Below are 25,579 nucleotides of genomic sequence, written 5' to 3' on the forward strand. Positions count from 1 at the left end.
GGTGAATACCTCATCTTTCCGAGAACCGCTATATTTGAGATTAATAGTTGAGGTTTGTGGGGTGCATCTCATGTTTGGCAAATATATGTGTAGGGGCGAAGCATGACCGCATTCAATATGAGATTATAACTAATAACTTATCTGCGGTCATGCTTCGCCCTCTTCAAAAGTCAGATGCACCCGGTTTGTGATATCTGAGATATTCTCAGAATTTCTTAACTTTTTGATAACTTTGGTAGTCTAAAATTCAAACCGGGGGCCAGTTTATATATATTGGGGTTGGGAGTTATATTTTACTGTTGAACTTTCCCCTAGAGACTACTGACAATAACTTATGTTAACACCATTGCCCGATAAATTAGAAATACCCCAAGGTTCTTCTCGCAACCTGTGGTTTTTTGCTGTTTTGATTTTGATTGTCCTATTCCTAGGTTTGATTATGCAATCTTTCCTCAACAAACCAAAACTTTTAACCGATCCGTTTCTGCAACTTCCAACAACTAACTCGGTGCGAGTTGTTTGGTTTACCGAATTTTCCGGGACTCGGAACATTGTTGCTTACGGCGAAAACTTGAGTAAAATTGCGACTGCAAATACTACCAAGCTAAGCCGGGTTCGGGAAGACAAAGACTCGCACATCTCCGATGAAATGAAACAGGGCATAATTGATAACAATCCAATTGTCCGCCACATCTGGCGCCACGAAGCAGAAATTACTAATTTAATGCCCGGTGTTCGCATTCCTTATCTAGTGACTAGCGAAACGAAAGATGGTGAATCTGTTAGCAGCAAAGTTTTCAGCCTTTCTCCGACACCAGCAGCGGGAATTGGGCTAAAAATCCTATTTACTTCCGATCATCAATTGATGCCGATGACAGCGGCTAATCTCCAGAAAGTAGCACAAACAATTGATAAAGTTGATGCAGTTTTCATGGCTGGTGATTTAATTAATATAGCCGATCGCGCTTCCGAATGGTTCGACGACGACCGAGGCCGCGCTTTTTTCCCCGGTTTGCAAGGCCGCGCCTTCTCCGAAATCGACAAAAACGGCATCAAAACCGTGTACAGCGGTGGCGAACTGATCCAACACGCGCCTATATTTCCGACGATTGGGAACCATGAGATTATGGGTAGGTTTTCAACTAGCAGCAGTCTCAACGACCAGTTTAATGACCCTTTTCCCCGCGCTGCTGTGGAAAAAATATATCCATACCTCACTCAAAAATATGGGATGAAAGACCAAGATGTTTTGTTAAAAAACAATAGTTTTAATAGTGATACTTACAACGAAATTTTCAGTTTACCAAGTGAGAAGAATTATTATGCTGTGACGTTTGGAGACGTGCGGTTAGTGACTTTGTATGTTACGAATATCTGGCGGACTCCGAATTTAGATCCGGGGGCGAGAGGCAGGTATCGGGAACGGGACGAAGATTTTGATCGTCCTGAAAAATGGGGATACGGACAGCATATTTTTGAGCCAATTGCCAAAGGTAGCGCTCAATATTCTTGGCTGGAACAAGAGTTATATAGTGCGGAATTTCAGCAAGCTAAATATAAAATTGTGATGTTTCACCATCCACCGCATTCTCTGGGTGACAATATTGTACCTGCTTATACTGACCCAGTGCAAATAGTCGATCGCACTTTGGACGGCGAGATTAAGATGGTGCGTTACGAATATCCGAAACAGCAAGATTATCTGATTCGGGATGTGATGCCGCTGCTAGAAACGGCGGGCGTGCAGTTAGTTTTGTACGGACATTCGCATTTGTGGAATCGGTTTGTGAGTTCCAGCGGAATGCACTTTTTAGAGACTTCCAATGTGGGTAACAGTTACGGGGCGTTTGCGGGGAGAAAGCGCCGATTTGTGCCGCCTGGATATGGGGAGGATTACAGCGCGATTGGAGATCCGAACGGATTGGAACCTGTGATGCCAACAGTTGCACCTTTGTTGGGGAAAGATGGGCTGGCATTGCCGTATATTGATAGTAATGATATTACGGCTTTTAGTATATTTGACACGGGGAATGCTACGGTTAGTAGCTATTATTTTGATACGCGGAAACCAGACTCGGAAGTGGTGAAATTTGATGAGTTTAAGTTAAAAAAATCGTGATTTTGTGCTGTCAGGTTTGTAGTGAGGACTGAAGTCCTCAGTATTCGTAGGGTGCGTCGCTATCGCTCATCCCAAATAAAAATGAAAAATATGACAGCGACGCACCAATAGACAATAGTTTAATACGCTGTGGAAGTTACAAAATTTATGAGTTGGGAAGAAAACTCTCTCGTTCTCGGTCAAGAGTCAACTTCAGTCTTTTGACTTCTGCTATACTTAGGTAATAGATAGTCTATCCAAATTAAACTCACGAGTAGAGTACAGTCATGCCCAAACAAAAACTCTTGGAAAAACCAGAAGAAGTAATCTTTGATAAAGAAGATGAATATTTAGATGATGAGCTGGAATCTAATGAAAAGCCACAATCGATATTAAAAGAAATTTCAGAAATCATTGTAGGTAGCACTGATTGGACAACAACCAGCATCCTCGATCTAATTATGCGGGAAAACATTCAACTCAATCCAAGATTTCAAAGACGAGATGCTTGGGATATAACTCGCAAAAGTAGGTTTATCGAATCAATTTTTCTAGGATTTCCCATTCCAGAAATAGTTTTAGCTTCTCCTGAAAAGAGGCGCGGAAATTTTATAGTTCTTGATGGCAAGCAACGCTTGCTTGCCATCCTGCAATTTTATGGAATGAGCGAAACTCCTAATGATAGTTTTGCTTTGGTAAACTTAGAATTTAGACCCGATCTCAATGGTTATACCTATAAGGATATAAAAAACGATGTTGTGTTGAGTCCCGTACTTAATGTACTCGACACTCAAACTATTCGGACTACATTGATTAGAAACTGGCGTACAGAAAGTTTACTATACAAAGTTTTTTTACGCCTGAATTTAGAGAATACTCCGCTATCTCCCCAAGAATTGAGGCAAGCATTGCATCCCGGAGATTTTGTCAATTTTTTAGACGACGCATCAATTAAAAATCAGGCTTTAAGAACAATACTTAAATCAAAAAATCCCGATCCTCGGATGCGCGATGTCGAATTGTTGCTGCGGTATGTAGCCTTATATTATTTTTTATCCGATTATCGCGGGAATCTTAAAAAATTCCTGGACATGACCTGCGAAAAACTCAACAATAATTGGGACGAACGAAAAATCGAGATCGAAGATACAGTTAGCGAATTTGAGAACGCGGTGCAAACAACCATTGCAATATTTGGAGAAGAAAATATATTTCGCGTATGGTCTAACACTTCTAATACTTACCGCAAAAAAATGAATCGAGCTATTTTAGATGTAATGGTTTTTTATTTTTCATATCCCGAGATAGGACAAGCTGCTAAGAATAATAAGGAGCGAGTAGAAAATGCTTTTAAAGAGTTATGTTCGTCCCCTAATAGCGAATTCAGAGACGCTGTTGAGAAAAGAACAACTAGCATTCGCGAAACTCATACTCGTCTCTCACTGTGGGGCAAAACTTTGCGAAAGGTTTTAAATTTAGAGTTTTATGTCCCCGAACTCGCAGATAACCGCATTATCTTTAACGGGTTGTGGTAAGTTCTTAAGCAGTATGCCAAAATCCGTCAGATTTCGTACTCTAACTAAGGAGTTGAATAGGTTAAAAAAACAATTCATTCCTAAGATTAAGCCCGGACATTTTTATTCCCCCAGACAGTTAGCCTTAACTCTTGCCTACAGAGTTTTAGCTCATGCCGAAATTGAAGCTTATCTAGAGGATAGAGTTTGGGAAGCAGCCCTTAATGCTAAAAACAATTGGGACAGTCAGGGTAAGACTTGCTGTACTTTGATATGTTTGCTTGCCTTTTCCGGTCAAATGATGGAATTACCACCAGATACACTAAGTCCAACAAAGCCAGCTAAAAAAATACCGGATGAGAAAATAAAAATCAACAAAAAGATAGATTTAGCTATTAATAGTTTTAAGCGAATCATTGACCAGAATCATGGAATAAAAGAAGCTAATATTCTGTCGTTGCTTTTGCCAATAGGAATCAATTCCGAGAATCTAAATATTTTTTGGCTGGCTACTATGAATACCTTTGGGGAAGACAGAGGTGTTGCAGTCCATACTTCAGCTACATCCCCAACAACTATTAGAGTTCTCAATCCCATAAATGAATTGCAGAGGGTAGAGCAAATTATTCAAGAACTTTTGAAGGTGGATGAGTTGATTAATGATTTAATGAGATAAATGAATAAATTTCCAGTAATTGTTAAGGGTTTTATCTTGGCGATGGGCTTCTAGCCGGAACGGGCAAGATGCCCGTTCCACAATAGTTGAATTTTTGAGTGCAACAGGCATCTTGTTTGTGCTCAAACAGCTTATTCAGAATTGTCAAAAATATCAGATTAAACCTTCTCTTTTGCAGGCGGAACTAAACCAGTTTTATTCAAACCAGCATCAATATCCCTCAGCAATTTAAAATCATCTTCCGGTAAAGAATTAACAACCGAATGTTTTTCCAGAAATGAGAATGCTTGGCGAAATTCGCGGGGCTTGCAGTCGATCGCGGGATCGAAGTGACAAGGTACAATCCGATCAAAGTCCCAACTCGCGACTTTATCCACCCAATCGAGAGTTTCCCTCGGCGCGCGGTTGAGAATCAGAGTCTGCAACACCGGCGCCACCAACAACCGCCCTCCTCCCCGCAAAGCCTCGAACGATCGCACCCAATCAGTTTGCCACTTAAACGGATACAATCCAAAATAAGCTTTTCTCGATCGCTCTGGCGCTTTCAGGGCGCTGGCTAACACCCCCGACCACGGCGGCACCTCCAACACGCTAGGGCGAAAATACATCGCAAATAAGGCGATTCTCTGCCACCCTTTGCATCGATTTTCTTGGGTGTCTGCCACCACATCCAAAGCGGTGTCTTTGGCGTGAAATAGCAGCGGGTACGAGTCGAGTTGGAGAATCGCGGGCGGGTTTTCGGGAATCGAAACCACAGAATCTGTTAACATTAGCGTGCGCGATTCCCTGTGAAATAACGCAACTTCCGCAAAAAAGCCTAAACCGAGGTTCAGCGGGCCCAGGATTGCCCAATCAAATTCATCTGCAAGGGGCGTGTTGCTGCTATCCAAAGGCAGTACAGAGGTGCGTTTACCGGGCAAACCCAGCCAACTCAGCGGCAAATTTAGCGGAAAACTCCATTGCTTGGGAGTGACAAACACCTGCGCTTCGGGAAAACACCTCGCAAAGGGGCCGACAAATACCTTATGTTCGATGCCCGAAACCGTTGTCAGCAGGATATACTTAACCTCGCCATGTTCTGCGACTAACTCGTTTAGCAAGCGGATGCACTCAGGAGTCGGCGCGACGGGGGCGTAGACGAGAAGGCCTTCGGATTCGAGTTTGATGACTGTCATCCGAATCGGCACAATGACGTAGAAAATGCCTTGTAGTTGGTCAAAAGTCCAGATTTTGTCCTTGACTATTTCCTTGCGGATTGTCCGTCGCCTGCTGTAGGGATACATTGGAACAATTGGCCAAAAGGGCCATGAATAGTCTCGATTGTCAATCTGTGCTGATGTTGGTGTGCTTTCCCCGTCTGTCACTGGTGCGACTCCTTGCCGATTTTTTGTACGTGCGTGCGATCGAACTTTTGTTATTTTATTTCAATCTTGTTGCACGGATGCGAGGAGTTGAAAAGCGGTTATGGGCGATTAAGATCCCGATAGCTGCGCCGCGCCTGCTTTTGGAATACTCAAACAGGACTTACGGATGACTAGAAGCCAGGTTTCTCAGAAAATTTGCGTTTATTAAGCTGTTCTGCATTTAAATTGCATCTCAAAAAAATCAGACAATGAGTGGGGTGGGCGTCCCGCCCGCCCTGAATATACAATTTAAATGTGCGACAGCTTACGATAAATATACCAAGAAACGGTTTCACCAGGGCTGAGTGCGGGACTATTAAACCAACTGTTCAGGATCGATACCTAATTCCCGCAACCGCGCCGCTAGCCTTTCCTCTCGCTGTTGAGATTCTATAAGTTGCTGTTGATATTCTATCAGTTGCCGTTCCGCAGCAGTTGCCCTTTCACCCGGACTCAAAATCAACCCTCCTTCGGCCGTAAACCACCGCAACCACAAACGATTCATACTCTTATAAGTGCCTTGCCACCACCCTAAACTCAACTGCAACTCAGGAATAAATAACCGCCCATCCATTAATTCTGCCGGTTCATAATGACCACCTACAAGATGAAAAGCTTGCAATTCATCCGTGTAGCGACTGAACACAAAATAGTAAGGAATCCGCAAAATTTGTTCGTAAACTTGCCACTTAGTCGGCGGTTCCCCAGCTTGCTGAACAGTCCGGCCCAAATCTTCATCCTCAGTTCCCGGCGATAGCAATTCCACCACCACAAACGGATTTACCCGTTCTTGCCAAACTACATAACTCAAACGCATATCGCGCCCTTGATAAAGCCTGGGCACACCCACCGCAGCAAACCAATCCGGGCGTTTATGCCAGCGCGGCTGTGTTGCATCGTAATACAAATTTAGGTCGCTGGCTGTAAATACTTGCTCCGCATCCCATCCAGGTGGCAAAAACGTGAATTCCAAGAGTTGCGGCTGATCTAAATGAAATGTATCAGGCAAACCGGGCTCCTTTGGGTCTTCGCTAGGTAAATCATACATTGTTGGCAAACTCTGCCGGGGGTCTAGAGGCGGTTCAGCTTGAGCAGGCGGGTAAGTCGGGAATGTCATAATGAATTCTGAGGTTGCTTATCCTGATATGATTATAGCCTTGTGAGAATGTCTTGGATTGCCAAAGAATTCCCCTTAACTCTCAATCACAAATCTCAAATCAAAACTCCTAAATCGATATGACTCAAAACTACCGCATCACTCTTTTACCGGGAGACGGCATCGGCCCTGAAATTATCGCTGTAGCGGTAGATGTCCTGAAACTTGTCGGCAAACAATTGGACATCGGCTTTGAATTTCAAGAAGCATTAATGGGCGGCGCTGCTATTGACGCCACAGGCAATCCGCTACCGGAAGAAACTTTGGAAAAGTGCCGCAACAGCGATGCGATATTATTAGCAGCTATCGGCGGTTACAAGTGGGACAATTTGCCCCGCGAACAGCGTCCTGAAACTGGATTGTTAGGACTGCGCGCCGGATTGGGATTGTTTGCAAATTTGCGTCCTGCAACTATTTTACCGCAGTTGGTTGATGCTTCTTCTTTAAAAAAAGAAGTTGTCGAAGGTGTGGATATTATGGTGATCCGCGAACTCACTGGCGGCATTTATTTCGGCAAGCCAAAAGGCATTTTTGAGACGGAAACCGGGGAAAAACGCGGTGTGAATACGATGGCTTACACCGAGTCGGAAATCGATCGCATCGGGCGCGTGGCTTTTGAGACGGCCCGGAAGCGCGGAAAAAGGCTGTGTTCGGTTGATAAGGCGAATGTTTTGGATGTTTCGCAACTGTGGCGCGATCGTATAATTGCCCTTTCTTCAGAATACCCCGATGTGGAACTTTCTCACCTTTATGTTGACAACGCAGCCATGCAGTTAATTCGCTGGCCGAAACAGTTCGATACAATTGTCACGGGTAACTTATTCGGCGACATTCTTTCGGATGCGGCGGCGATGCTAACTGGTAGTATTGGAATGTTGCCTTCTGCGAGTTTGGGTGCAAGCGGCCCGGGAGTTTTTGAACCAGTACACGGTTCCGCGCCGGATATCGCCGGACAAGATAAAGCTAATCCCATCGCCCAAGTTTTAAGCGCTGCAATGATGTTGCGCTACGCCTTAAGTCAGCCCGAAGCTGCTGATAAAATTGAGCAAGCGGTTGTGGCAGTTTTGGATCGAGGTTATCGCACTGGTGATATCATGTCGGAAGGTATGAAACTGGTCGGTTGTCGGGCGATGGGCGAGGCTTTAATTGAAGTTTTGCAAGGTTAATCGAGAATTTCATAAACCTGCCCCCGCCCAACAAACAATACAAAACATTGTAGGGGCGGGTTCACCCAAATTCAACGGCAAAAATCGAGAATTTCATAAACCCGCCCCCGCCCAACAAACAATACAAATGTACCCAAATGTGTCCTAAAAAATACAAATGTACCCAAATGTGTCCTAAAAACATGATAAAAAATCCCCGACTTCTAGGGGGCGAATTCGCCAAAATTTAACGGCAAAAATCGAGAATTCCATAAACCCTTCCCACCCAACAAACAATACAAATGTACCCAATTTTTTAAGATTAAATGTTGCTTTAAATAACGGCGAAGGAGGGCGGGTTTATGAGATTGTTTATGGGTTTCATAGATGTCGGCGAACCCGCCCCTACAACAATTGTGACTTAGCCTTCGGCTGTCAACATATTAAATTGTTCGGTATCAATGCGATTTGCTTGATACAAAATCTCAGCTATTTCAGAAAGTGCTAGCACAGAATGTGCGCGATAACCGTTAGCCTTCAATTTATCTTTCACTCCCTGTTCGTGGTCAATCAAAACCACAATATCTTCCACATTCAACCCCGCAGATTTTAACTTCCCCGCACCTTCCATCACGCTTTTACCGCTAATCAAAATATCATCGACTACGACAATCGTTTCTCCAGGCTGAAAATGCCCCTCAATTAACTTACCCGCACCGTAGGTTTTCACTTCCTTGCGCGGGAAAATCATCGGGCGTTCCATTCGCAATGCTAAACCCGTTGCTGTAGGTAAAGAACCGTAGGGAATGCCCGCAATGCGATCGAATTTTAAGTCTTTGAGAATGTCTGCGTAGGCGCTGACAATTTGATGGAAAATTTGTGGAGTTGAAATGATTTTTCGCAAGTCAATGTAATATGGAAATACAGCGCCCGATGCTTGTACGTGGTCGCCAAAAACTACGCAGCCAATGTCATAAAGTTGCAAGATTAAATCGCGGTTGGGTTCCGGTTGCAAAAAGCAAACATCCGGTAGCCACAATTCGCAAGTCGGACTTCCTTCGATCGCGCGCAGCCTCTCTTTGTTAATATTATCCCGTAATTTCTCAATTTCTCGGCGTGGCTCTTTCCCCGCCAACAAACTTGGGGGGACTGGCAGCAATAAACCCTCACCATTCTTGCTTAAACCGGCCGCCAGCAGTTGCGCGAGGTCGTTTTCTTCTGTCAAGTGATTTTCTCCGGCGATGTCTCCTTCAACTAAAATCAGCCGTTCGGGAGCAGCTTGGCGGATTCGCGCCAACATATCCGGCATTACTCCTACTGCTAAACCCAGTTGTTCGGGAGTTCCCCAAGTTTGAGAGACTCGGACTAATTGCAAGTAGAAAGGGTTTTCTGCTGTCGGATATTCTTGCAATTCGGCGGCCGACGGGTTGGCCGTGGCACAGAGGACAAAGACTGTTTTTCCGGGATATAATAAAAATGGCGCTACTTCATCGAATCCCGCGTAAGGACTTAAGGTAATAGCGTCAAATTGCCAGTCTTGAAATACGGTTTTGGCAAACACCGTGCTGGTGTTTAAATCGCTGTGTTTGGCATCTAAAATTACTGGTATGTGTTCGGGAATAATTGTTAATATTTGTTGCAGCAGTTGCCAGCCTGGAATGCCGAGAGATTGATAAAAACCGAGGGTGATTTTGCAGGCGCAGATTAAATCGGCTGTTTGGTCGATCGCACTTTTGAGCCTTTTCAACAAATCAGTTACAAAACTTTGAGTTTCATCGACAGTCATCGAAACCAGTGCTGGCAAGGTTTCCGGGTCTGGGTCGAGGGCTAAATACAGCAGACTTTGATTGATTTCAACAGCCGCTAACAGTTTATCAAAAAAATTGGTGCGATCGCTCATAGTTGGTTTGTTTGGTAACGAAAAATTACAAATTAACATCAGAAAGTGGGATTGGTGTTGTGCCGGAATAAACCGATCGCCGTTGAAGTTTAAATTAAGAATCTTTTATAATTGTAGAAGGTAAAGACTATGAAATCTGTAACTTTAGGAGCGATTTCATTTGGACTGATATTCGGGCTGGCTACAGCGGTGATTGCAGGGAACCCCCAGCAAATCAACCAGTTGCTGCAAACTAACCAATGTCCGGGATGCGATTTGAGAAGCATTCCCCTTCAGCAAGCGAGTTTAGCAAATGCCGATTTGCAAGGGGCAGATTTGAGAGGATCGAATCTCAGGGAGGCTAATTTATCCGGGGCAAATTTGAGTGGGGCTTCACTCAGCGGGGCTTCTTTGCGGCAAGCTAATTTAGCAGGTGCTGATTTGACTGATGCTAATTTAACCGGAGCCGATTTGACGGGGGCTAATTTGGAAAATGCTAAGCTGAAAGGGGCTACTTGGGTTGACGGTATTATTAAATAAGCTGTTGTATCGCCTTTCTGGTGTAACATGAGCTGCTAATAGGGCATAGGGCATAGGGCATAGGGCATAGGGCATAGGGCATAGGGCATACCTCATTTATTTGAGAAAGGCTGTACACTTAAATTGAACTTTTGGGCAGCGTCGAAGGCTACCGCACAAGACTTAAAAGAAAATAAGTGTACAATAAATAAAACCCGAAGCTAAAGCAATGTCGGCTTTAGAATGTGGACAGTAATTCAACAGTTGACAGTTGACAGTTGACCTGGGACAGTTGATAGTTGGAAAGCGACTTCTACCTAAAACGAAGAGGATTGGAGTAATGAATAGTTTGAGTTTAATTTCTCCCTCAAAGGGTTCCGGCTTTCAACCAATTCTTGCTGGTAAATCGATCTAATTAAACGTGAAATACGGATAGCTAAAAAGCTGGCTGTGTATCTCTTTTCCCTCCTTCTTACTTCTTACTTCTCCCTTCTTTCTTCTTCCTTCTTCCTTCTTCTTTCTCCCTTCTACTTAATGATAAATTCGATCGACTTTTCGACTTGGGACGAGTTGCTAAAATGCTACGTTGACGATTTCGGCCGCGTCAATTACCGACGCTGGAAAGCTGAAGGGGCGGAGGTTTTGAGCAATTGGCTGGGAACTTTGACAGATGTAGATTTAGCTTCTATGACGGATGCGGATGCGCGGTTGGCGCTGTGGTTGAATGCGTACAATGCGATCGCAATTTCCCAAGTAATCGAAGTATACCCGATCGCGTCCATCCGTCCCAAAATTTTAGGAATCCCCAACTGGCTGGGTTTTCTGGAATTCTTCACCCGTTCAAATTCAATTATTGGCGGCAAAAAGTACAGCCTCAATCAAATCGAACACGCTATTTTGCGCCCGGAATTTGCCGAAGCGCGCATTCATTTTGCCTTAGTTTGCGCTTCCGTCGGATGTCCGTTGTTGCGCCGCGGCGCTTACTTCCCCGAGTCTGTGCGAACTCAACTGGAGACGGATGCGAATAGTTTTATCAAGAATCCCGATAAAGTGCGGTACGATGCTGGGAAAAAGACGCTTTATTTGAGCAAGATTTTTGAGTGGTACGGCGAGGATTTTGTCAAGAATGCGGGTTCGGTAGCTGCCTATGTGGGCGGTTATTTGGGCCCGGAGGTGGGTGTAAGCGATGAATGGGCGATCGTTTTTTTGCCCTATGATTGGAATTTAAATCAAGTTTAGAACCACCGCAGATGTAAAGCAGATGAACACGGATGAACGCAGATAATTTTAAGAGATTTTGCCTGATCTCTCGCTCTAGCAATACCTTTGAAAATCACTATAAACCAATCATATACTGGAATTGCAAAAATCGCCAACTATCTTGAAAATATCCGCGTTCATCCGTGTTTATCTGCCTTACATCTGCGGTTACTCTATCAATCAACAATTTAGGCAATTCAAGTTTACTGTCTTCAAACACTCCTGTGCAACTTCAGCAGGTGTCCCAACGTCCACTGACAATCGACCGACAAGTGACATTATTATAACAATCACAGTTAAAACACTCTGGAATATTGAAAATGATTTCAGATAAATTTCGGCGCGAGTTGCGCGCAGAAGCCAAACTCTGGGAAGCAGAAGGACTCATCGACAAATCTCTCTACCAACAACTTTCGGAACGATATCAATTTCACATTATCGAAACCAGTTCCCGCAACCAATTTCTGAGCATTCTCATCGGCTTGGGCAGCATACTTCTAGGTATAGGAGTCATCACCTTTGTAGCAGCAAACTGGCAAGTTTGGTCGCGCGAAGTGAGAGTTGCAATGCTGCTAAGCGTTTTCGTTGCAGTCAATGTGGCGGGTTTTTATTTGTGGCGCATTCCCCCTTCCCAAAACAAAAACTTAAATCCAAGTATTTTACCCGCAACAAAAGGGCGAAACAAACTTCTCGGTGAAGGATTGTTACTGTTAGGTGCTCTGATTTTAGGAGCAAATATGGCGCTGATGGCGCAAATGTTCCACATTGGCGGTTCTGCTTACGGACTTTATCTAGTCTGGGGAATCGGAGTGTTGGGAATGGCTTACAGTTTGCGGTTGACTTCGTTGGGTGTTTTGTCGGCACTTTTAATCGGTTTCGGCTATTGGCTGGCGGTGTTAGATTGGTCTTCTAAAGTTGAGTTTTCTTGGCTGGAAGTTTTGGTGCGACAAATGCCAATCGCTGCGAGTTTGATGTTTGTGCCGTTGGCTTATTGGTGTCGATCGCGTGTTATTTTTACTATAGGTGCGATCGCCATAATTTTCTCATTACAAGTTTCTATTGCCCAAACAGCAGATGGCGGCTGGGGTGCAGCAATATTTTGTGGTTTAGCGCCCGCTTTGCTGTGGGGATACGACGATGCTATATGGCCGAAGTTGCACAGCAGACTGTTTCAACCTACCGCCCGCAGTTTAGCACTGCTGTACTTCGCCGGTCTGTTTTACTTTCTGTCTTTCCACTGGTTTTGGCAAGATTTGCCGACACCTAGGCAAACCCAGCCTGATTGGGTTTTGTTGGCAAATGTCGCTGTTTTGGGTGGTTTAGCGGTGTTGGAGTGGCTGCATTTGGGACGTTTGGAGATGGGCCGCCGCACGCAAAAAGCAGTGAATTTGACTACAGGTGCGATCGCACTTTTCATTCTCGCCAGCGCTTTCATACCGTTTTTTCACCTGACTTTTACTCCAATTCCTCAATTAGCAACTTTTCTGTTTAATGTTTTATCATTTCTGCTCGCAGTCGGCTTAATCCGAGAAGGTTTAGCTTTAGGAAACCGTCAGAGTTTTTGGGGAGGAATGGTATTGATAACTTTGCAAATTATCAGTCGAGTCTTTGAATATAACACAGAATTGTTGCTCAAATCTTTTGTATTTGTATTGTGTGGAATTGGCGTAATTGCCGCTGGCTTGTGGTTCGAGAAACACTTCGCTAAAATCGATGATTAGAAGTCAGATAGTTGTTTCACTGCAATCCGATCTTCCTAGCCCCTCGATCGAAGCATGGTCGTTTTATTGTTATCCTAAAAATTAGGTACGTTGTTGGGCTTTAGCCCTCTTTGTCTATACGTCTCAAGGAGGCTCAAGCCCAACAACATACCAATTAATCACAAATTCCCAAATACTAATATGAATACCGAAAACTCAGAAACAACCAACACTTTAATTCAGTCCCCATCCTTCACCCTTCCCCCCACTGCAAAACGGCTTCCCACGTGGCGGCTGTGGATTCCATTGATTTTACAAATTGGACTGATTGCCGCAGTACCGGCTCCAGCAGTGTACACTTTTGTTACTGGCAAAACCGTTGTCTTGCAAACTGCACCAGTAGACCCCTACGACTTTTTGCGCGGATATTACCAAGTTTTGAGTTATGATATTTCCGATCGCACAAATCTCGAAAAGCTCCCCGGCTGGCAAGATTTACCAGGAAAACTAGAGAAAATACCTTGTCCGCGCGGAGTTGTTTGCGAAAAACAAATATACCGTGTCAACCAAAATATCAGTTTTTATGTAATCTTAGAAGCGCCAAAAGCCGCGACAAATTCTGTCCGCCCCCAAGCTTGGAAACCGACGCGCGTCAGTCTCAAAAATCCCCCAAATTTGCCAGCCAATCAAATCGCCATTCAAGGCAAATATAACGGTTCGCGCATGGAATACGGCTTGGAAACTTATTATATGCCCGAGAATGAAAGGGAAAAAGTCAATGACGAGATTAGCGAAGCTCAACGGAAGCAGCGGCAGTCTTTTGTCGTAGAAGTCAAGGTTGACAAAACAGGCCATGCTGTGCCTGTGAGTTTGTGGGTGCGCGATCGCAATTATCGATTTTAGCCGGTTTTGGCACAAGCACGCGCGACGTAGCTATCCCGTAGGGAATCGACCTTACAACCTGGCTTTGAGTATTTTTGCTTAGAGATGACTGGGTAGCGGGCGATTAAGAGCCCGATAGCTACGCTTCACGACTTTCAAGCCCAAATCCCGTAAAATCGACCTGTGCGAGACAATATCCGTTACAATTGGCGATCGGATGTGAATTCAATTGCCGACAACTCAAGAGAATCCATTAAGATATATAAGACTTGCACAAATCTTGCGAATTCAAGGTTGCAAGTTCAGACTCTACTGGAGCTTCTCATGTTAGCCGAGCTAATTTCTGCCAGACGAATACTCAAAGCCCAACTCCTCGACTTCTTAGGACTTCCCGACAATTCTCAAGACCAAACAGATCGCATCGTCAGCACAATTGTATCAGTGCTGGAAGCAAATGCAGCCGAACAAGAAAGATTTTGGGAGACCTTCAAAAGTGAATTAGCCGTCGATCCGGTAGAATTAGAAGCAATGCTCAAGTGTTCAGCAGCAGAACGCCAGCAATGGATCGAACAAGGCAGGCTCCCGATCCTAGAATACCGCTCTTTTCGCAAATCGGGAATTCATTTAGAATATCCCGTTCACGACAGAAGATTCATCTTAACTCTCACGCCAACTGACATTGATAACTGGCGCAAAGAACCCAAAGGACTGATTAAAAATCATCGCCCAACAGCCGAGCCAATCAATACAGAAAACTCCGAACAAAACGAACAATCGCGAGGAGCTTTTAGTGCAGCGTGGGAAAAAATTATTTCCGACTGGAAAGAACAAGGTTCGGCGGAAATTTCAGCAACTTTCCAGTTAGCTTACTGGACAGTTTGGGCGTCGCGGTGGGCAAAAGAAAATCAGCTTAACAGCTTTAAAGCAATTAAATCTAACGAAGTCTACGAAATTTACGAAATTCACCAGCAAGAATGGTACGAGCGCAAAAATCAAGCAGTCAAATTACTGATTGAAATGCCCTATGCGATGCTTTACTTTTACCGTCCTCCCGGTGCTGACAAATTATATCTCGAACTGTGCGACGACCACCAAGACATGATGAAAGATGACTACTATTGGGATAAGTGGGATTTTTTCTATCAAAACCGGAAACTGGTAAATAAGTGTCGCGAATGCGTGTACTGTGAAACAAAGGATTATTATTCGCTTTACTACCTGGAAATTAAGAGCGATAAGTTTCCAGATTTTAGTTTTTCTTACCACACGCCGTACACAATCGGTCGCAAATTTTTGCCACATCCCGAAACGCTTCCTGCTGTAGACCACGTAGAACAAGATGGTATTTTTCGGTTTGGCCGCCCGCTACTAGAACAGGAGAAAGTTATTCACACAGAAAAGGATGTATTGCTTAAGTTTGAAGCAGCTTTGGCTGAAGCGAAAAAGTTTGTTTAGTCAACAGTCATGGACGCAAATGTCACATTAAATCCAGGTACGTAGTTGCGCTTGAGCGCTCTTTGATCTATATAAAGAAAGAGCGCCCAAGCGCAACTACGTACCTATTTTTGAACTTGCTCTTTCCTAGATATACAGAAAGAGCGCTCAAGCGCAACAACGTACCTATTTTTTAACTTGCTCTTGCTTATATATAAAAGAAAGAGCGCTCAAGCGCAACAACGTACCTATTTTTTAACTTGGATAACTTGAATGCTGCCGCCAGCATAAAGTTTAGGTTGTTCGCTTTCTTCTGAATTGTAGAGTTGAAATCCCACTTGGGCCAACAAACTCTCCAAGTCAGTTTCAATCAACTGCCAAGCAGTTTCAGTCTCAAACAACCACAAAAATACAGCCAACCCCGGCCACAATAGCAGATTTGTGGGCCGATGAAAATCTACCAAAGTGAATAGACCACCGGGCTTGAGCACGCGGTATACTTCTTGAAAAATTTGCCTCAACTGTAACGGCTGCATTTCGTGCATCGCAACGCTGCTGTGTACTAAATCAAAATGATTGTCGCCAAAAGGCATCGATTCGGCAAAAGCTTCTACATAATTGGCTGATGGCACATTTTTTCTTGCCCGTTGCAGCGATAATGGTGAAGCGTCAAGTCCTGTGACATCCTGGGAATATTGCACGAGAAATTGCGTAGTTTGACCGCTACCGCAACAAAGGTCTAAAACTTTAGTTTTCGCGCCCAGGGTCACATTTTCCAAGGCTAGCTGCCTAAAACGAGTTTCGCCACCTACGCTCAAAGCAGCCAGACGCGCGATCGCATCGTACAGCCACTGATACCTATAACTTAAATCTCTCAAAATTGTTGCCATATTCAAAATTATGTATATCTTGCTATCGACTTAAGATATTATTAAGTTATATGATAAAAATAACTAACAGAACTGAGACGATGGGAGAGGCGTAACCGCTATGGGCCGTGTAGGAGTATTACTATTAAACTTGGGCGGGCCCGATCAAATCGAGGATGTCCGTCCTTTCCTGTTCAACTTGTTCGCTGACCCGGAAATCATTCGCATTCCGTTTCCGTGGATGCAGAAACCGCTCGCCTGGTTGATTTCGACTCTGCGTTTTAAAAAATCCCAGGAAAACTACCGCCAAATCGGTGGCGGCTCTCCTTTGCGGCGGATTACCGAAGAACAAGGCTTGGCGCTGCAAGAACTTTTGCAGTCTAAGGGACAAGATGCCAAAGTATATGTGGGGATGCGTTACTGGCATCCTTTTACTGAAGAGGCGATCGCCAAAATAAAGCGCGATCGCATCGAACAATTGGCAATCTTGCCATTGTATCCTCAATTTTCGATCAGCACCAGCGGTTCTAGCTTCCGACAGCTAGAAGAAATGTGGAACCAAGATCCAGATCTCAACCAGATAGAATATACCGCGATTCCTTCTTGGTATCACCGACCAGGCTACCTTCAGGCAATGTCGGAATTGATCGCCCAAGAATTAGATAACAGTCCAAATCCCGATCGAGTTCACATCTTTTTCAGCGCCCACGGCGTCCCCCTCAGCTACGTAGAAGAGGCTGGAGACCCATATCAGCGGGAGATTCAAGATTGTACTCGTCTGATTATGGAACATTTGAATCGATCGAACGAACACACACTAGCTTATCAAAGTCGGGTTGGCCCGGTGGAATGGCTCAAGCCTTACACCGAAGAAGCGATTACCGAATTAGCAGAAAGTGGAGTTCAAGATTTGTTGGTAGTTCCAATTAGTTTTGTTTCCGAGCACATCGAGACTCTGCAAGAAATTGACATGGAGTATCGAGAATTAGCAGAAGAGTCGGGGATTGAAAATTTCTACCGAGTCCCTGCATTGAATACTCATCCGGTATTTATTGAAGCCTTGGCAGATTTAGTAATCGAGTCGATAGAATCTCCCAGCGTTAAATTTGCGGATGTGATACGCCCTTCCAAGAAAGTTAAAATGTACCCTCAAGAGCAGTGGGAGTGGGGTTTGACGACGGGGGCGGAAGTCTGGAACGGTCGTGTAGCAATGATTGGTTTTATAGCATTAGTGATCGAGTTAATTACGGGTCAAGGCCCGCTACACTCGATCGGCTTGCTTTAGATCTTTAGGTGCAGATTAAGCCTGCAATCCGAACCAACAGCAGACAAAGAATCTCAACATAAAACCCGCCCCGCGCATCTAAAAACCGCAAGAGGGCGGTTTTTGTATCGAGATTAAATTCATTGAATAAAAGGTACGTAGTTGCGCTTCAGCGCTCCGAAAGGTACGTAGTTGCGCTTCAGCGCTCCGAAAGGTACGTAGTTGCGCTTCAGCGCTCCGAAAGGTACGTAGTTGCGCTTCAGCGCTCTTGCTTTTATATAACGATCGCGAATTAAATAATTTACACAAAGAAAGTGGGATTGGCCAGAAGATCTCGTCCTTTCTGGACGGGCGGGACGCCCATCCCACAATAACAATAAAGATTGTAAGTTATCTAATTATCATTCCTAAGAAAGAGCGCTCAAGCGCAACTACGTACCTAAAAATTAATCGGGATTGCGCTTGTGGCGGCGGGGATTTCCCCCATCCCCCGGTACTCCCTGACTTCTGTACCAGCAATACCACTCCTTAGAACTGCGAATAGCCAACCACAGCAGCAGCATAGCAATTAACGCACCCTCTTTCGGGGCGTCAAAGGCAAACAAAACCAAGGAAATACACAGAACATCTTGCAGGAAAATCACCCAAATCGGTAAAATATGTAGTCGGTAAAGCCATCCTGCTTGTACCAGTTGCAGCACTAAAGCCAGCAAACCTCCGACAATACCAATGATGCACAGCATCCCAGGGTGAAGAATCATTTCGTCGATCGCACTTACCTGAGCGATCGCAATTCCCATAATTGCTCCTACAATAGGACTAAAAATAATTTGTACAACTTGCAGCACCCGCTGTCCCGTAAAAGTTTTAGAAGCAAATAACTCTAACAGCGACCAACTCACCAAGATGGATATCACCACTTGGGGGTGAACGCGAGACAATAGAGGTATTTCTGACCAAAGTTTGTCAATCCGCAACAAACCAATCAACAGCAGGGGAAGGGCAATTCTCATACCCCCCGCCGCAGACGCAGAGAGCGCGGCTAGGAGTCCAACCATCATAATAATTTAGTTTATAGCGTTTGCTAAAGCGTCGAAGATTTCAGAATATAATTCCCCTGGTGGCTGGCGGTGATTTGAGCGATCTCTCCTCAAATTGCTGCTTGAGCTTAAATATCACCCTCTATTTTAACTGTATCTGCTGAATTGCTGCTTGGGACTGCCAGATTGTCGATCGACTTGGGGGACAGAAGCCACTTATACAGTTATTGTAGAAGGTAGAAGGCAGTTATCCAGAATCAAACCGCGATCGTGATTAAATTAGAAATGATCGAAAAACCAGCAGTTAAGCCAAAATAATTAAATTTAAAATACCAGCTAACCCAAAGTTTTCCGGCAAATTATTCTCCTATCTTCCCTCTTTCTTCTTCCTTCTTCCTTCTTCATTGTTCCTTTTCCCGTCTTTCCTCTTCCTTCTAGCTTCTTCCTTCGGTCAACTGTCAACTGTCAACTGTCAACTGTCAACTGTCAACTATTCTTATGTCTGAATCATTATTTGCCGATGCCAGCCGCCGACTAGAACGAGCCTTAAAATATGTATCCCTTTCCGAGGATACTAGCGAGCGGCTCAAATATCCCAAATCCAGTTTAATCGTATCAATTCCCGTGCGGATGGATGACGGTTCCCTGCGAATTTTCCAAGGTTATCGAGTGCGCTACGACGATACCAGAGGCCCGTCTAAAGGAGGAGTGCGCTACCACCCGAAAGTATCCCTCGATGAAGTGCAATCACTGGCATTTTGGATGACATTTAAATGTGCAGTGCTCAACATACCCTTTGGAGGAGCCAAAGGCGGAATCACAGTCAATCCCAAAGAATTATCCAAACTCGAATTGGAAAGATTGAGTCGGGGTTACGTAGATGCGATCGCAGATTTTATCGGCCCAGATGTCGATATTCCCGCACCGGATGTCTACACCAATCCCATGATTATGGGTTGGATGATGGATCAGTACAATATTATTAAGCGGCAGCTCAGTCCGGCGGTTGTGACAGGTAAACCAGTGACAATCGGTGGCAGTTTAGGCAGAGATACCGCTACCGCCACCGGCGCTTTTTTTGTAATTCAAAATCTCCTACCCAAATTTAACCGAACTCCGTGGGAGACAACGGTAGCCGTCCAAGGTTTTGGTAATGCCGGAGCCGAATTAGCAGAATTGCTCTGGAAAGCAGGTTACAAAGTTGTGGCTGTCAGCGATTCCCAAGGGGGAATTCATGCGAAACAAGGGCTGGATATTCCCAGCATCCGCCGCTTCAAAGAAGCTAACAAAGGTATCAAAGCTATTTACTGCGAAGGTTCTGTCTGCAATATTGTCGAACACGAAATCTTGACAAACGAGCAGCTTTTAGCCTTAGATGTAGACGTGCTGGTTCCAGCAGCTTTGGAGAATCAAATCACTGCACAAAATGTCAATGATGTCAAGGCTAAGTTTATTTTTGAAGTAGCAAACGGGCCGATAGATTCTGCTGCTGATTTGATTTTGGAAGCGCGGGGAATTCAGGTGTTCCCGGATATTTTAGTCAATGCCGGGGGCGTGACGGTGAGTTATTTTGAGTGGGTGCAAAATCGCAGTGGGCTTTATTGGACGCTGGAGGAAGTCAACCAGCGGTTGCAGCACAAAATGGTCGAGGAAACTGAGGCAATTTGGACAAAATCTCAGGAATTGTCGGTTTGTATGAGAACTGCTGCTTACGTGTACGGTTTGCAACGACTCGGAGAAGCTATGAATGCGAAGGGAACGCGGGATTATTACTTAAATGGTTGACGGAATGCTGGGAAGTGCGATCGAACGAACAGGCTAGAAGCTTGTTCCACAACAACAGGCTAGAAGCTTGTTCCACAACAACAGGCTAGAAGCTTGTTCCACAACAACAGGCTAGAAGCTTGTTCCACAACAACAGGCTAGAAGCCTGTTCCACAAAAAAAAGATTGAATATGATTGTGGGGCGGGCTGCGGCGAGGCTCAGAACAGGTAGCAGCTAATTATCAAAAATTTGGTGGACGCAGATTGACTAATATTATTTGATAATGTAAAGTAAAATGTTAAGGGTCGCAAGATTTAAAAACTATGTGCGGCAAGGGGTCTCCTGTGAACTCGATCGAGTTTAACGGGAGAGAACGTAAAAAAAATTCCAATCATTAAAACTATATAGGCTACTCTAATGAGACAACCTTTATTTGGCAAGCTCGCCGCGGCAGCGATCGTTATAGGTACATCGGGTGTTTTTTCGCAGCCGAGCCAAGCTCAAACCAGAAATCAATTTTTCTGCGGGATTAGCGAAGGCAAACCAGCAACCATCGTCCGCACGGCCGCTAAAGGCCCCGTACCGCTGATAGTTTGGAACAATGAAGCTTTTTCCGGTTCAGGTTGGACTCCCAAACGGCGCTGCGAAGACGTATCGGCTAGATTTCAACGGTTTAACGATAACGGTCAACTCCGATTCATGAGAGCGGGGACTTTCAATGGTCAACAAGTATTGTGCGTCGATAGAGTCAGAGGTAGCGGGAACTGTTCGAGTGCTGAAGCAATAGTGCTGACAGTACCCCGGCCCAACAATGCCAACCAGATTCTCGAAGAAATGCTCAACACCCGCAACCGCGCCTCCAAGCAGCCGCTTTACCTGAGTGGGGAAAAGCAACTGGTAACATACGAAAATGGCTTTGCTAACGTCAATCTCAATCAATGGTTTGAAAACGAACTACCAGACAACGAGCGTTTGTGGTAAAAGTAGCAAAGAAACTGCGAGCTAAACAAACATGGATTGGCGTTCACTAATCTTGGCAACTTGTATCAGTGGCATCTCAATGATTTTGCCTGCACAACTTCCGCGTGCCAAAAATTTCTTAAAACAGATGCCAGTCGAAATGTCGCAACAGCAATTGCAGCAACAAGCTGAGTCTATCGCTGTTAGGGTGCGATCGTCTGGACAAGTTGCCGGAACGGGAATCGCCATTCGCAAGCAGGGTTCGCAGTACACCGTACTGACAAACGAACACGTCCTCAAAGCCGGCAAGGCTCCCTACCAAATCCAAACCCCAGATAATAAAATTTACCCTGCAATCTTCGTCAAAGACGCTAATTTTAAAGGCAATGATTTGGCGTTGTTGCGCTTTACTAGCAGCGTTGAATATACCACTGCTAAGCCGGGTGCCGTACCAAAAGTTGAGGATGCAGTATTTGCAGGTGGGTTTCCTTTGACAGAAGAAGGTCAAAAAGACCGAGGATTTGTCTTCAAAACTGGCAAAGTTTGGCGAGTGTTAGATAAAGCTTTGGAAGGTGGCTATCAAATTGGTTACACCAATGAGATTGAAAAAGGGATGAGCGGCGGGCCGCTGCTGAATGTTCGCGGCGAGGTGGTGGGGGTTAACGGCGTCCACGCTTACCCGCTGTGGGGAGACCCATACCAGTATAAAGATGGCACTGAACCGAATGCAGCGCTGCGAGAGCAGATGAGTAAGTACAGTTGGGGAATTCCGATCGACACTTTTAAGCAGCTAGCACCTTCAGGGCTGGAAATGACAACCAATTCTGTGAAAAAATAGGCGCGATTGAGTGTGCGATATTTCGTGCTTTGGCTTGGTGGCGATTTGAGCGATCGACAATATATACAAACCCGCCCTACTATTCCTTAAACTAAACTAAATAATTGGACAGTCACTAACCCCAGCTATCAAGGCGTGGGGCTTGAAAGAGGAAGACTCACCACCTTCTTGATTCAAGACTAAAACAGTGTCTAGCCTACGTCCTTAAAAGACAGACTGAACTGCCTGGGAGTGGTATCCTGCAAGACGTTAAGAATGCCTCTCTAGTTTTTAACCGCTCTGGCAGTCAGTGGCGAAGGGAAATATACACCTAGAAATAGGACTTACCGTAAATGTTTGTACCCGTTGTCAACAGTGAAAATAGACCGTTAATGCCGACTACCAACGCCCGTGCTAAGCGTTGGATCAAATCAGGCAAGGCAACACCATTCTGGAAAAAAGGAGTATTTTGCATCCGACTAAATGCAGAACCTTCAAATCACAACTATCAACCCATAGCGGTTGGCATCGATCCAGGCAGCAAGCGCGAAGGATTTACCGTTAAATCCAAATCGCATACTTACTTAAATATCCAAACTCATGCAATTGATTGGGTAAAAGACCGTGTAGAGGTCAGGCGCAATATGCGACGATCTCGTCGGTTTCGGAACACGCCGTGCCGCCAAAATAGAGCTAACAGGCTGGTTAACAAAAATCGTATCCCCCCATCCACGGCATCAAGATGGCAGTGGAAGTTAAGGATAGCTAACTGGTTGACATTGATGTTTCCGATATCGACATTTGTTGTAGAGGACATCAAGGCACAAAAGAGGAAAAACGGATCGCCCGTGTGGAATGTATCGTTTAGTCCTTTAGAAGTGGGCAAAAAGTGGTTTTACTGTGAGATTAGAAAGATTGCCCATCTTGAGATTAGATCGGGAAACGATACTTATGAGCTACGTCAAAGTTTAGGACTAAAAAAATCCAAACAGAAGCTATCGAAGAAGTTTGAGGCTCACTGCATTGATTCTTGGGTATTAGCTAATTGGTATACAGGGGGACACATTCAACCTGATAATACCAAGCTAATAGAAGTAATCTCTCTTGAGTTTCATCGCAGGCAACTCCATCGTTTGCAGCATTCTACAGGTCATATCCGCTCTCGGTACGGTGGCACTTTAAGTGCGGGGTTTAAGCGTGGTTCGATCGTTAAACATCCTAAATATGGGTTCTGTTATGTTGGCGGATGGCAAGAATCTCCTACAAAGAAAGAACCAGACCGAAAAACAATTAGCTTGCACGAGTTAAAAACTGGCAAGCGTCTAACTCAAAACGCATTACCCCCAGATTGTAAGTTTTTGGCTTACAACTCGTGGCGCATTGCAAACATTGTAAAGCCGTCCTTCTAGGACGGGGTTTCAAACCCATTTTTCTGATGACAAAATTTTATAGCAGAATTTCAACAACATTGGTAGGGGCGGTGGCGATCGTCGTCTCAGTGCAAATTCTGCCAGCACCAGCACTAGAACGAACCGAAATCGGGGAAATTGCTAAAAAATTTACAGTAATGATCGCTGGCGACTGTCAGGGATCGGGATCGATAATTGAGCGTCAAGGTGAAAATTATACTGTCCTCACAGCCAATCACGTCGTAGCAACTACTGGTGAATGCTTTATTCAAACTGGCGACGGTATGCGTTACAAAATCTACGAAGCGATAAACGTGCCGGGAACAGATTTAGCAGTGTTGCAGTTCCAAAGCAAAAATAACTACGGAGTCGCTCAAACTGCGACCTCTGCAAATTTGCAGCCTGGGTCAACAGTTTATGTAGCAGGCTATCCCAGTCCCGGACAATTTGATACCAAACGCGGCTACCGCTTTTACCCTGTCAACGTCAACGGTAGAGCCCCCGGCTCTCGTGAAGGTTACGAACTATCCTACGACGGCGCATCTCTCCCCGGTATGAGCGGCGGCCCGGTTCTCGACAGCAACGGCCGTGTGGTAGCAACTCACGGTAAAGCTGACGTGCGGCTTCAACAGGCTGTAGAGAATTACGGCGTTCCTTTTGAGATATTTCTGGCGAGACGGAACCAAATAAGGGGCGACGTGCGATCGACCTCAGCCCAGAATCCACCCGTGCAAATAGCACCGCCACCGCCGATAACGCCAGCACCAGCACCCGCACCAGCACCAGCACCCGCACCAGCACCCGCACCCGCACCCGCACCCGCAGCCCAGCCGCCGGAAGTACAACAGTCGCAGGCTTTAGTGCCAGCACCGGAACGCATCGCAGCGAGGGAAGCGCTATCACCTGCGGAGTCGGCAATTAGTGCGATGGTGCGCGGCCAGCAAACCTATGTGGTTCGCAACCACGATTTTCTCAATTCTGTGGGGTCGATCGCCAAAACCTTTAGTATTTTATTGCCACAGGATTACAACTTTGCAATTCGCACCACTACCAGAGGCGCTTTTCACTATGCAATACCGAAATCTGCGGATATGAAAGCTTATGTCGGAGCAATTTTCTTGGAAGAAAACGCCAGTTTAAAGAATCCGGTGACTATCTCCATTGTCTGCGAAGCCACCACACCAATCAATGTTCGCCCTTCCGATCCGACTTACGGCAGAAATAATTTAGTTTGCGGTGTGGGTACCCAACGCAAGACTGCTAGCAGTCTGCCGCAGCAAAACGTAGCAACCCAGACTGCACCTGCGACAAGGCCTGCACCTACTCCCGCAGCCAGAGTAAATCCACCTCAAACTAGAGCCGCAGGGCCGATCGGGTTTTTGAGTTTAGTGAATGTTTGCAATACTTACGACCTCAGCGGTCAAAGTCCTCACCAAGAAAGAGCTTTGGAGTGGTTGCAGGGCAGGATTCCCGCGCCAACCATGCAGAAATTTGCTGAAGAGTGGCGCACTCAATTGATAGCAAGAGTCGGTAACAGGCCGATTAATTTGGTCGATGTTTGCAAAGTGTACGATCGCGCCGGCCTCCACCCGCACCAAAATCGGGCTTTGGAATGGTTGCAGCAGCAAATTCCCAAGGAAACGCTAACAGATTTCGGCAAAAAGTGGCAAAATCAAGCCGGTTCGTAGGGGAGCATTCTCCTGTTGATTGATTTACTGAATTTTGCTGCAATTATCTGAATAATGTGTTAAACTAGCAGAATATTCAGCATTATTCACTTTTGGATAAC

22 protein-coding genes are annotated in these 25,579 nt (G+C 45.1%); 16 read left to right on the forward strand and 6 right to left on the reverse strand.

The features are described from left to right. Positions 1-334 precede the first annotated feature (334 nt). The 3 genes from JGK14_RS22815 to JGK14_RS22825 all read left to right on the forward strand — a co-directional run bounded on the left by JGK14_RS22815 (position 335) and on the right by JGK14_RS22825 (position 4,288). Complete coding sequence (locus JGK14_RS22815; RefSeq protein ID WP_293232142.1) at positions 335-2,119, forward strand: metallophosphoesterase family protein; 1,785 nt, start codon at positions 335-337, stop codon at positions 2,117-2,119. 266 nt (positions 2,120-2,385) lie between these two features. Then, positions 2,386-3,633 carry a DUF262 domain-containing protein gene (locus JGK14_RS22820; RefSeq protein ID WP_293207565.1) on the forward strand — a complete coding sequence of 416 codons (1,248 nt, stop codon included), beginning with the start codon at positions 2,386-2,388 and terminating at the stop codon, positions 3,631-3,633. A gap of 52 nt (positions 3,634-3,685) precedes the next feature. Continuing rightward, positions 3,686-4,288 (forward strand): HEPN domain-containing protein, encoded by a 603-nt coding sequence (locus JGK14_RS22825; protein WP_293270917.1) that lies wholly within the window; start codon positions 3,686-3,688, stop codon positions 4,286-4,288. A gap of 158 nt (positions 4,289-4,446) precedes the next feature. Here JGK14_RS22825 and JGK14_RS22830 read toward each other — a convergent pair whose 3' ends face one another. Then, on the reverse strand, positions 4,447-5,571 hold the full coding sequence (locus JGK14_RS22830) for a DUF4336 domain-containing protein (protein ID WP_325315522.1): 1,125 nt from the start codon (positions 5,569-5,571) through the stop codon (positions 4,447-4,449). Positions 5,572-5,594: 23 nt separating this feature from the next. Between JGK14_RS22830 and JGK14_RS22835 the strand changes: the two genes are divergently transcribed. Continuing rightward, positions 5,595-5,822: a hypothetical protein gene (locus tag JGK14_RS22835; protein ID WP_293184072.1), complete on the forward strand. Its 228-nt coding sequence runs from the start codon at positions 5,595-5,597 to the stop codon at positions 5,820-5,822. Positions 5,823-6,007: 185 nt separating this feature from the next. Here JGK14_RS22835 and JGK14_RS22840 read toward each other — a convergent pair whose 3' ends face one another. Then, positions 6,008-6,808 (reverse strand): Uma2 family endonuclease, encoded by an 801-nt coding sequence (locus JGK14_RS22840; RefSeq protein WP_293184036.1) that lies wholly within the window; start codon positions 6,806-6,808, stop codon positions 6,008-6,010. 119 nt (positions 6,809-6,927) lie between these two features. Here JGK14_RS22840 and leuB point away from each other — a divergent pair, with 119 nt between their 5' ends. Beyond that, positions 6,928-8,013 (forward strand): 3-isopropylmalate dehydrogenase, encoded by a 1,086-nt coding sequence (gene leuB / locus JGK14_RS22845; RefSeq protein ID WP_293184039.1) that lies wholly within the window; start codon positions 6,928-6,930, stop codon positions 8,011-8,013. Between the two features lie 400 nt (positions 8,014-8,413). Here leuB and JGK14_RS22850 read toward each other — a convergent pair whose 3' ends face one another. Then, positions 8,414-9,892, reverse strand: a complete 1,479-nt coding sequence (locus JGK14_RS22850) for a bifunctional orotidine-5'-phosphate decarboxylase/orotate phosphoribosyltransferase (protein WP_293219474.1) — start codon at positions 9,890-9,892, stop codon at positions 8,414-8,416. Positions 9,893-10,021: 129 nt separating this feature from the next. Between JGK14_RS22850 and JGK14_RS22855 the strand changes: the two genes are divergently transcribed. From JGK14_RS22855 to JGK14_RS22875, 5 genes are all read left to right on the forward strand, one after another. Then, positions 10,022-10,411, forward strand: coding sequence for a pentapeptide repeat-containing protein (locus JGK14_RS22855; protein WP_325315523.1), 390 nt, complete (start codon positions 10,022-10,024; stop codon positions 10,409-10,411). A 513-nt stretch (positions 10,412-10,924) separates the two neighbouring features. Then, positions 10,925-11,629, forward strand: coding sequence for a DUF547 domain-containing protein (locus JGK14_RS22860; RefSeq protein ID WP_325315524.1), 705 nt, complete (start codon positions 10,925-10,927; stop codon positions 11,627-11,629). A 341-nt stretch (positions 11,630-11,970) separates the two neighbouring features. Next, a complete protein-coding gene (locus tag JGK14_RS22865) occupies positions 11,971-13,371 on the forward strand; it encodes a DUF2157 domain-containing protein (protein WP_325315525.1) in 1,401 nt (466 codons plus the stop codon). 180 nt (positions 13,372-13,551) lie between these two features. Next, positions 13,552-14,253 carry a GDYXXLXY domain-containing protein gene (locus tag JGK14_RS22870; RefSeq protein WP_293219482.1) on the forward strand — a complete coding sequence of 234 codons (702 nt, stop codon included), beginning with the start codon at positions 13,552-13,554 and terminating at the stop codon, positions 14,251-14,253. Positions 14,254-14,556: 303 nt separating this feature from the next. Further along, entirely contained in the window at positions 14,557-15,687 is a 1,131-nt protein-coding gene (locus JGK14_RS22875) for a hypothetical protein (protein ID WP_293184051.1), read from the forward strand. A gap of 227 nt (positions 15,688-15,914) precedes the next feature. Here the strand turns inward: JGK14_RS22875 and JGK14_RS22880 are convergent, their stop codons facing one another. Beyond that, on the reverse strand, positions 15,915-16,556 hold the full coding sequence (locus JGK14_RS22880; protein WP_293184054.1) for a class I SAM-dependent methyltransferase: 642 nt from the start codon (positions 16,554-16,556) through the stop codon (positions 15,915-15,917). A 100-nt stretch (positions 16,557-16,656) separates the two neighbouring features. Here JGK14_RS22880 and hemH point away from each other — a divergent pair, with 100 nt between their 5' ends. After that, a complete protein-coding gene (gene hemH / locus JGK14_RS22885) occupies positions 16,657-17,820 on the forward strand; it encodes a ferrochelatase (RefSeq protein WP_293184056.1) in 1,164 nt (387 codons plus the stop codon). Positions 17,821-18,245: 425 nt separating this feature from the next. On the opposite strand, the gene JGK14_RS22890 is transcribed toward hemH, so the two are convergent. Together JGK14_RS22890 and JGK14_RS22895 are read right to left on the reverse strand one after the other, a co-directional pair. Next, positions 18,246-18,857, reverse strand: coding sequence for a DUF4126 domain-containing protein (locus tag JGK14_RS22890; protein WP_293326261.1), 612 nt, complete (start codon positions 18,855-18,857; stop codon positions 18,246-18,248). 318 nt (positions 18,858-19,175) lie between these two features. Next, positions 19,176-19,301 (reverse strand): hypothetical protein, encoded by a 126-nt coding sequence (locus tag JGK14_RS22895; RefSeq protein WP_325315526.1) that lies wholly within the window; start codon positions 19,299-19,301, stop codon positions 19,176-19,178. Positions 19,302-19,337: 36 nt separating this feature from the next. Between JGK14_RS22895 and JGK14_RS22900 the strand changes: the two genes are divergently transcribed. From JGK14_RS22900 to JGK14_RS22920, 5 genes are all read left to right on the forward strand, one after another. Continuing rightward, the gene (locus JGK14_RS22900; protein ID WP_293184058.1) at positions 19,338-20,624 is read left to right on the forward strand and encodes a Glu/Leu/Phe/Val family dehydrogenase; all 1,287 of its coding nucleotides are present in this window, start codon (positions 19,338-19,340) and stop codon (positions 20,622-20,624) included. 397 nt (positions 20,625-21,021) lie between these two features. After that, a complete protein-coding gene (locus tag JGK14_RS22905) occupies positions 21,022-21,585 on the forward strand; it encodes a COP23 domain-containing protein (RefSeq protein ID WP_293184061.1) in 564 nt (187 codons plus the stop codon). Between the two features lie 31 nt (positions 21,586-21,616). Continuing rightward, positions 21,617-22,402, forward strand: a complete 786-nt coding sequence (locus tag JGK14_RS22910; protein ID WP_293184063.1) for a S1 family peptidase — start codon at positions 21,617-21,619, stop codon at positions 22,400-22,402. Between the two features lie 332 nt (positions 22,403-22,734). Further along, positions 22,735-23,790, forward strand: coding sequence for an RRXRR domain-containing protein (locus JGK14_RS22915; protein WP_293184066.1), 1,056 nt, complete (start codon positions 22,735-22,737; stop codon positions 23,788-23,790). Between the two features lie 26 nt (positions 23,791-23,816). Further along, entirely contained in the window at positions 23,817-25,478 is a 1,662-nt protein-coding gene (locus JGK14_RS22920) for a trypsin-like peptidase domain-containing protein (protein WP_293184068.1), read from the forward strand. Positions 25,479-25,579 lie beyond the last annotated feature (101 nt).

Origin of the sequence: Microcoleus sp. PH2017_28_MFU_U_A, assembly GCF_020738035.1 — a bacterium.
Taxonomy (GTDB): domain Bacteria; phylum Cyanobacteriota; class Cyanobacteriia; order Cyanobacteriales; family Microcoleaceae; genus Microcoleus.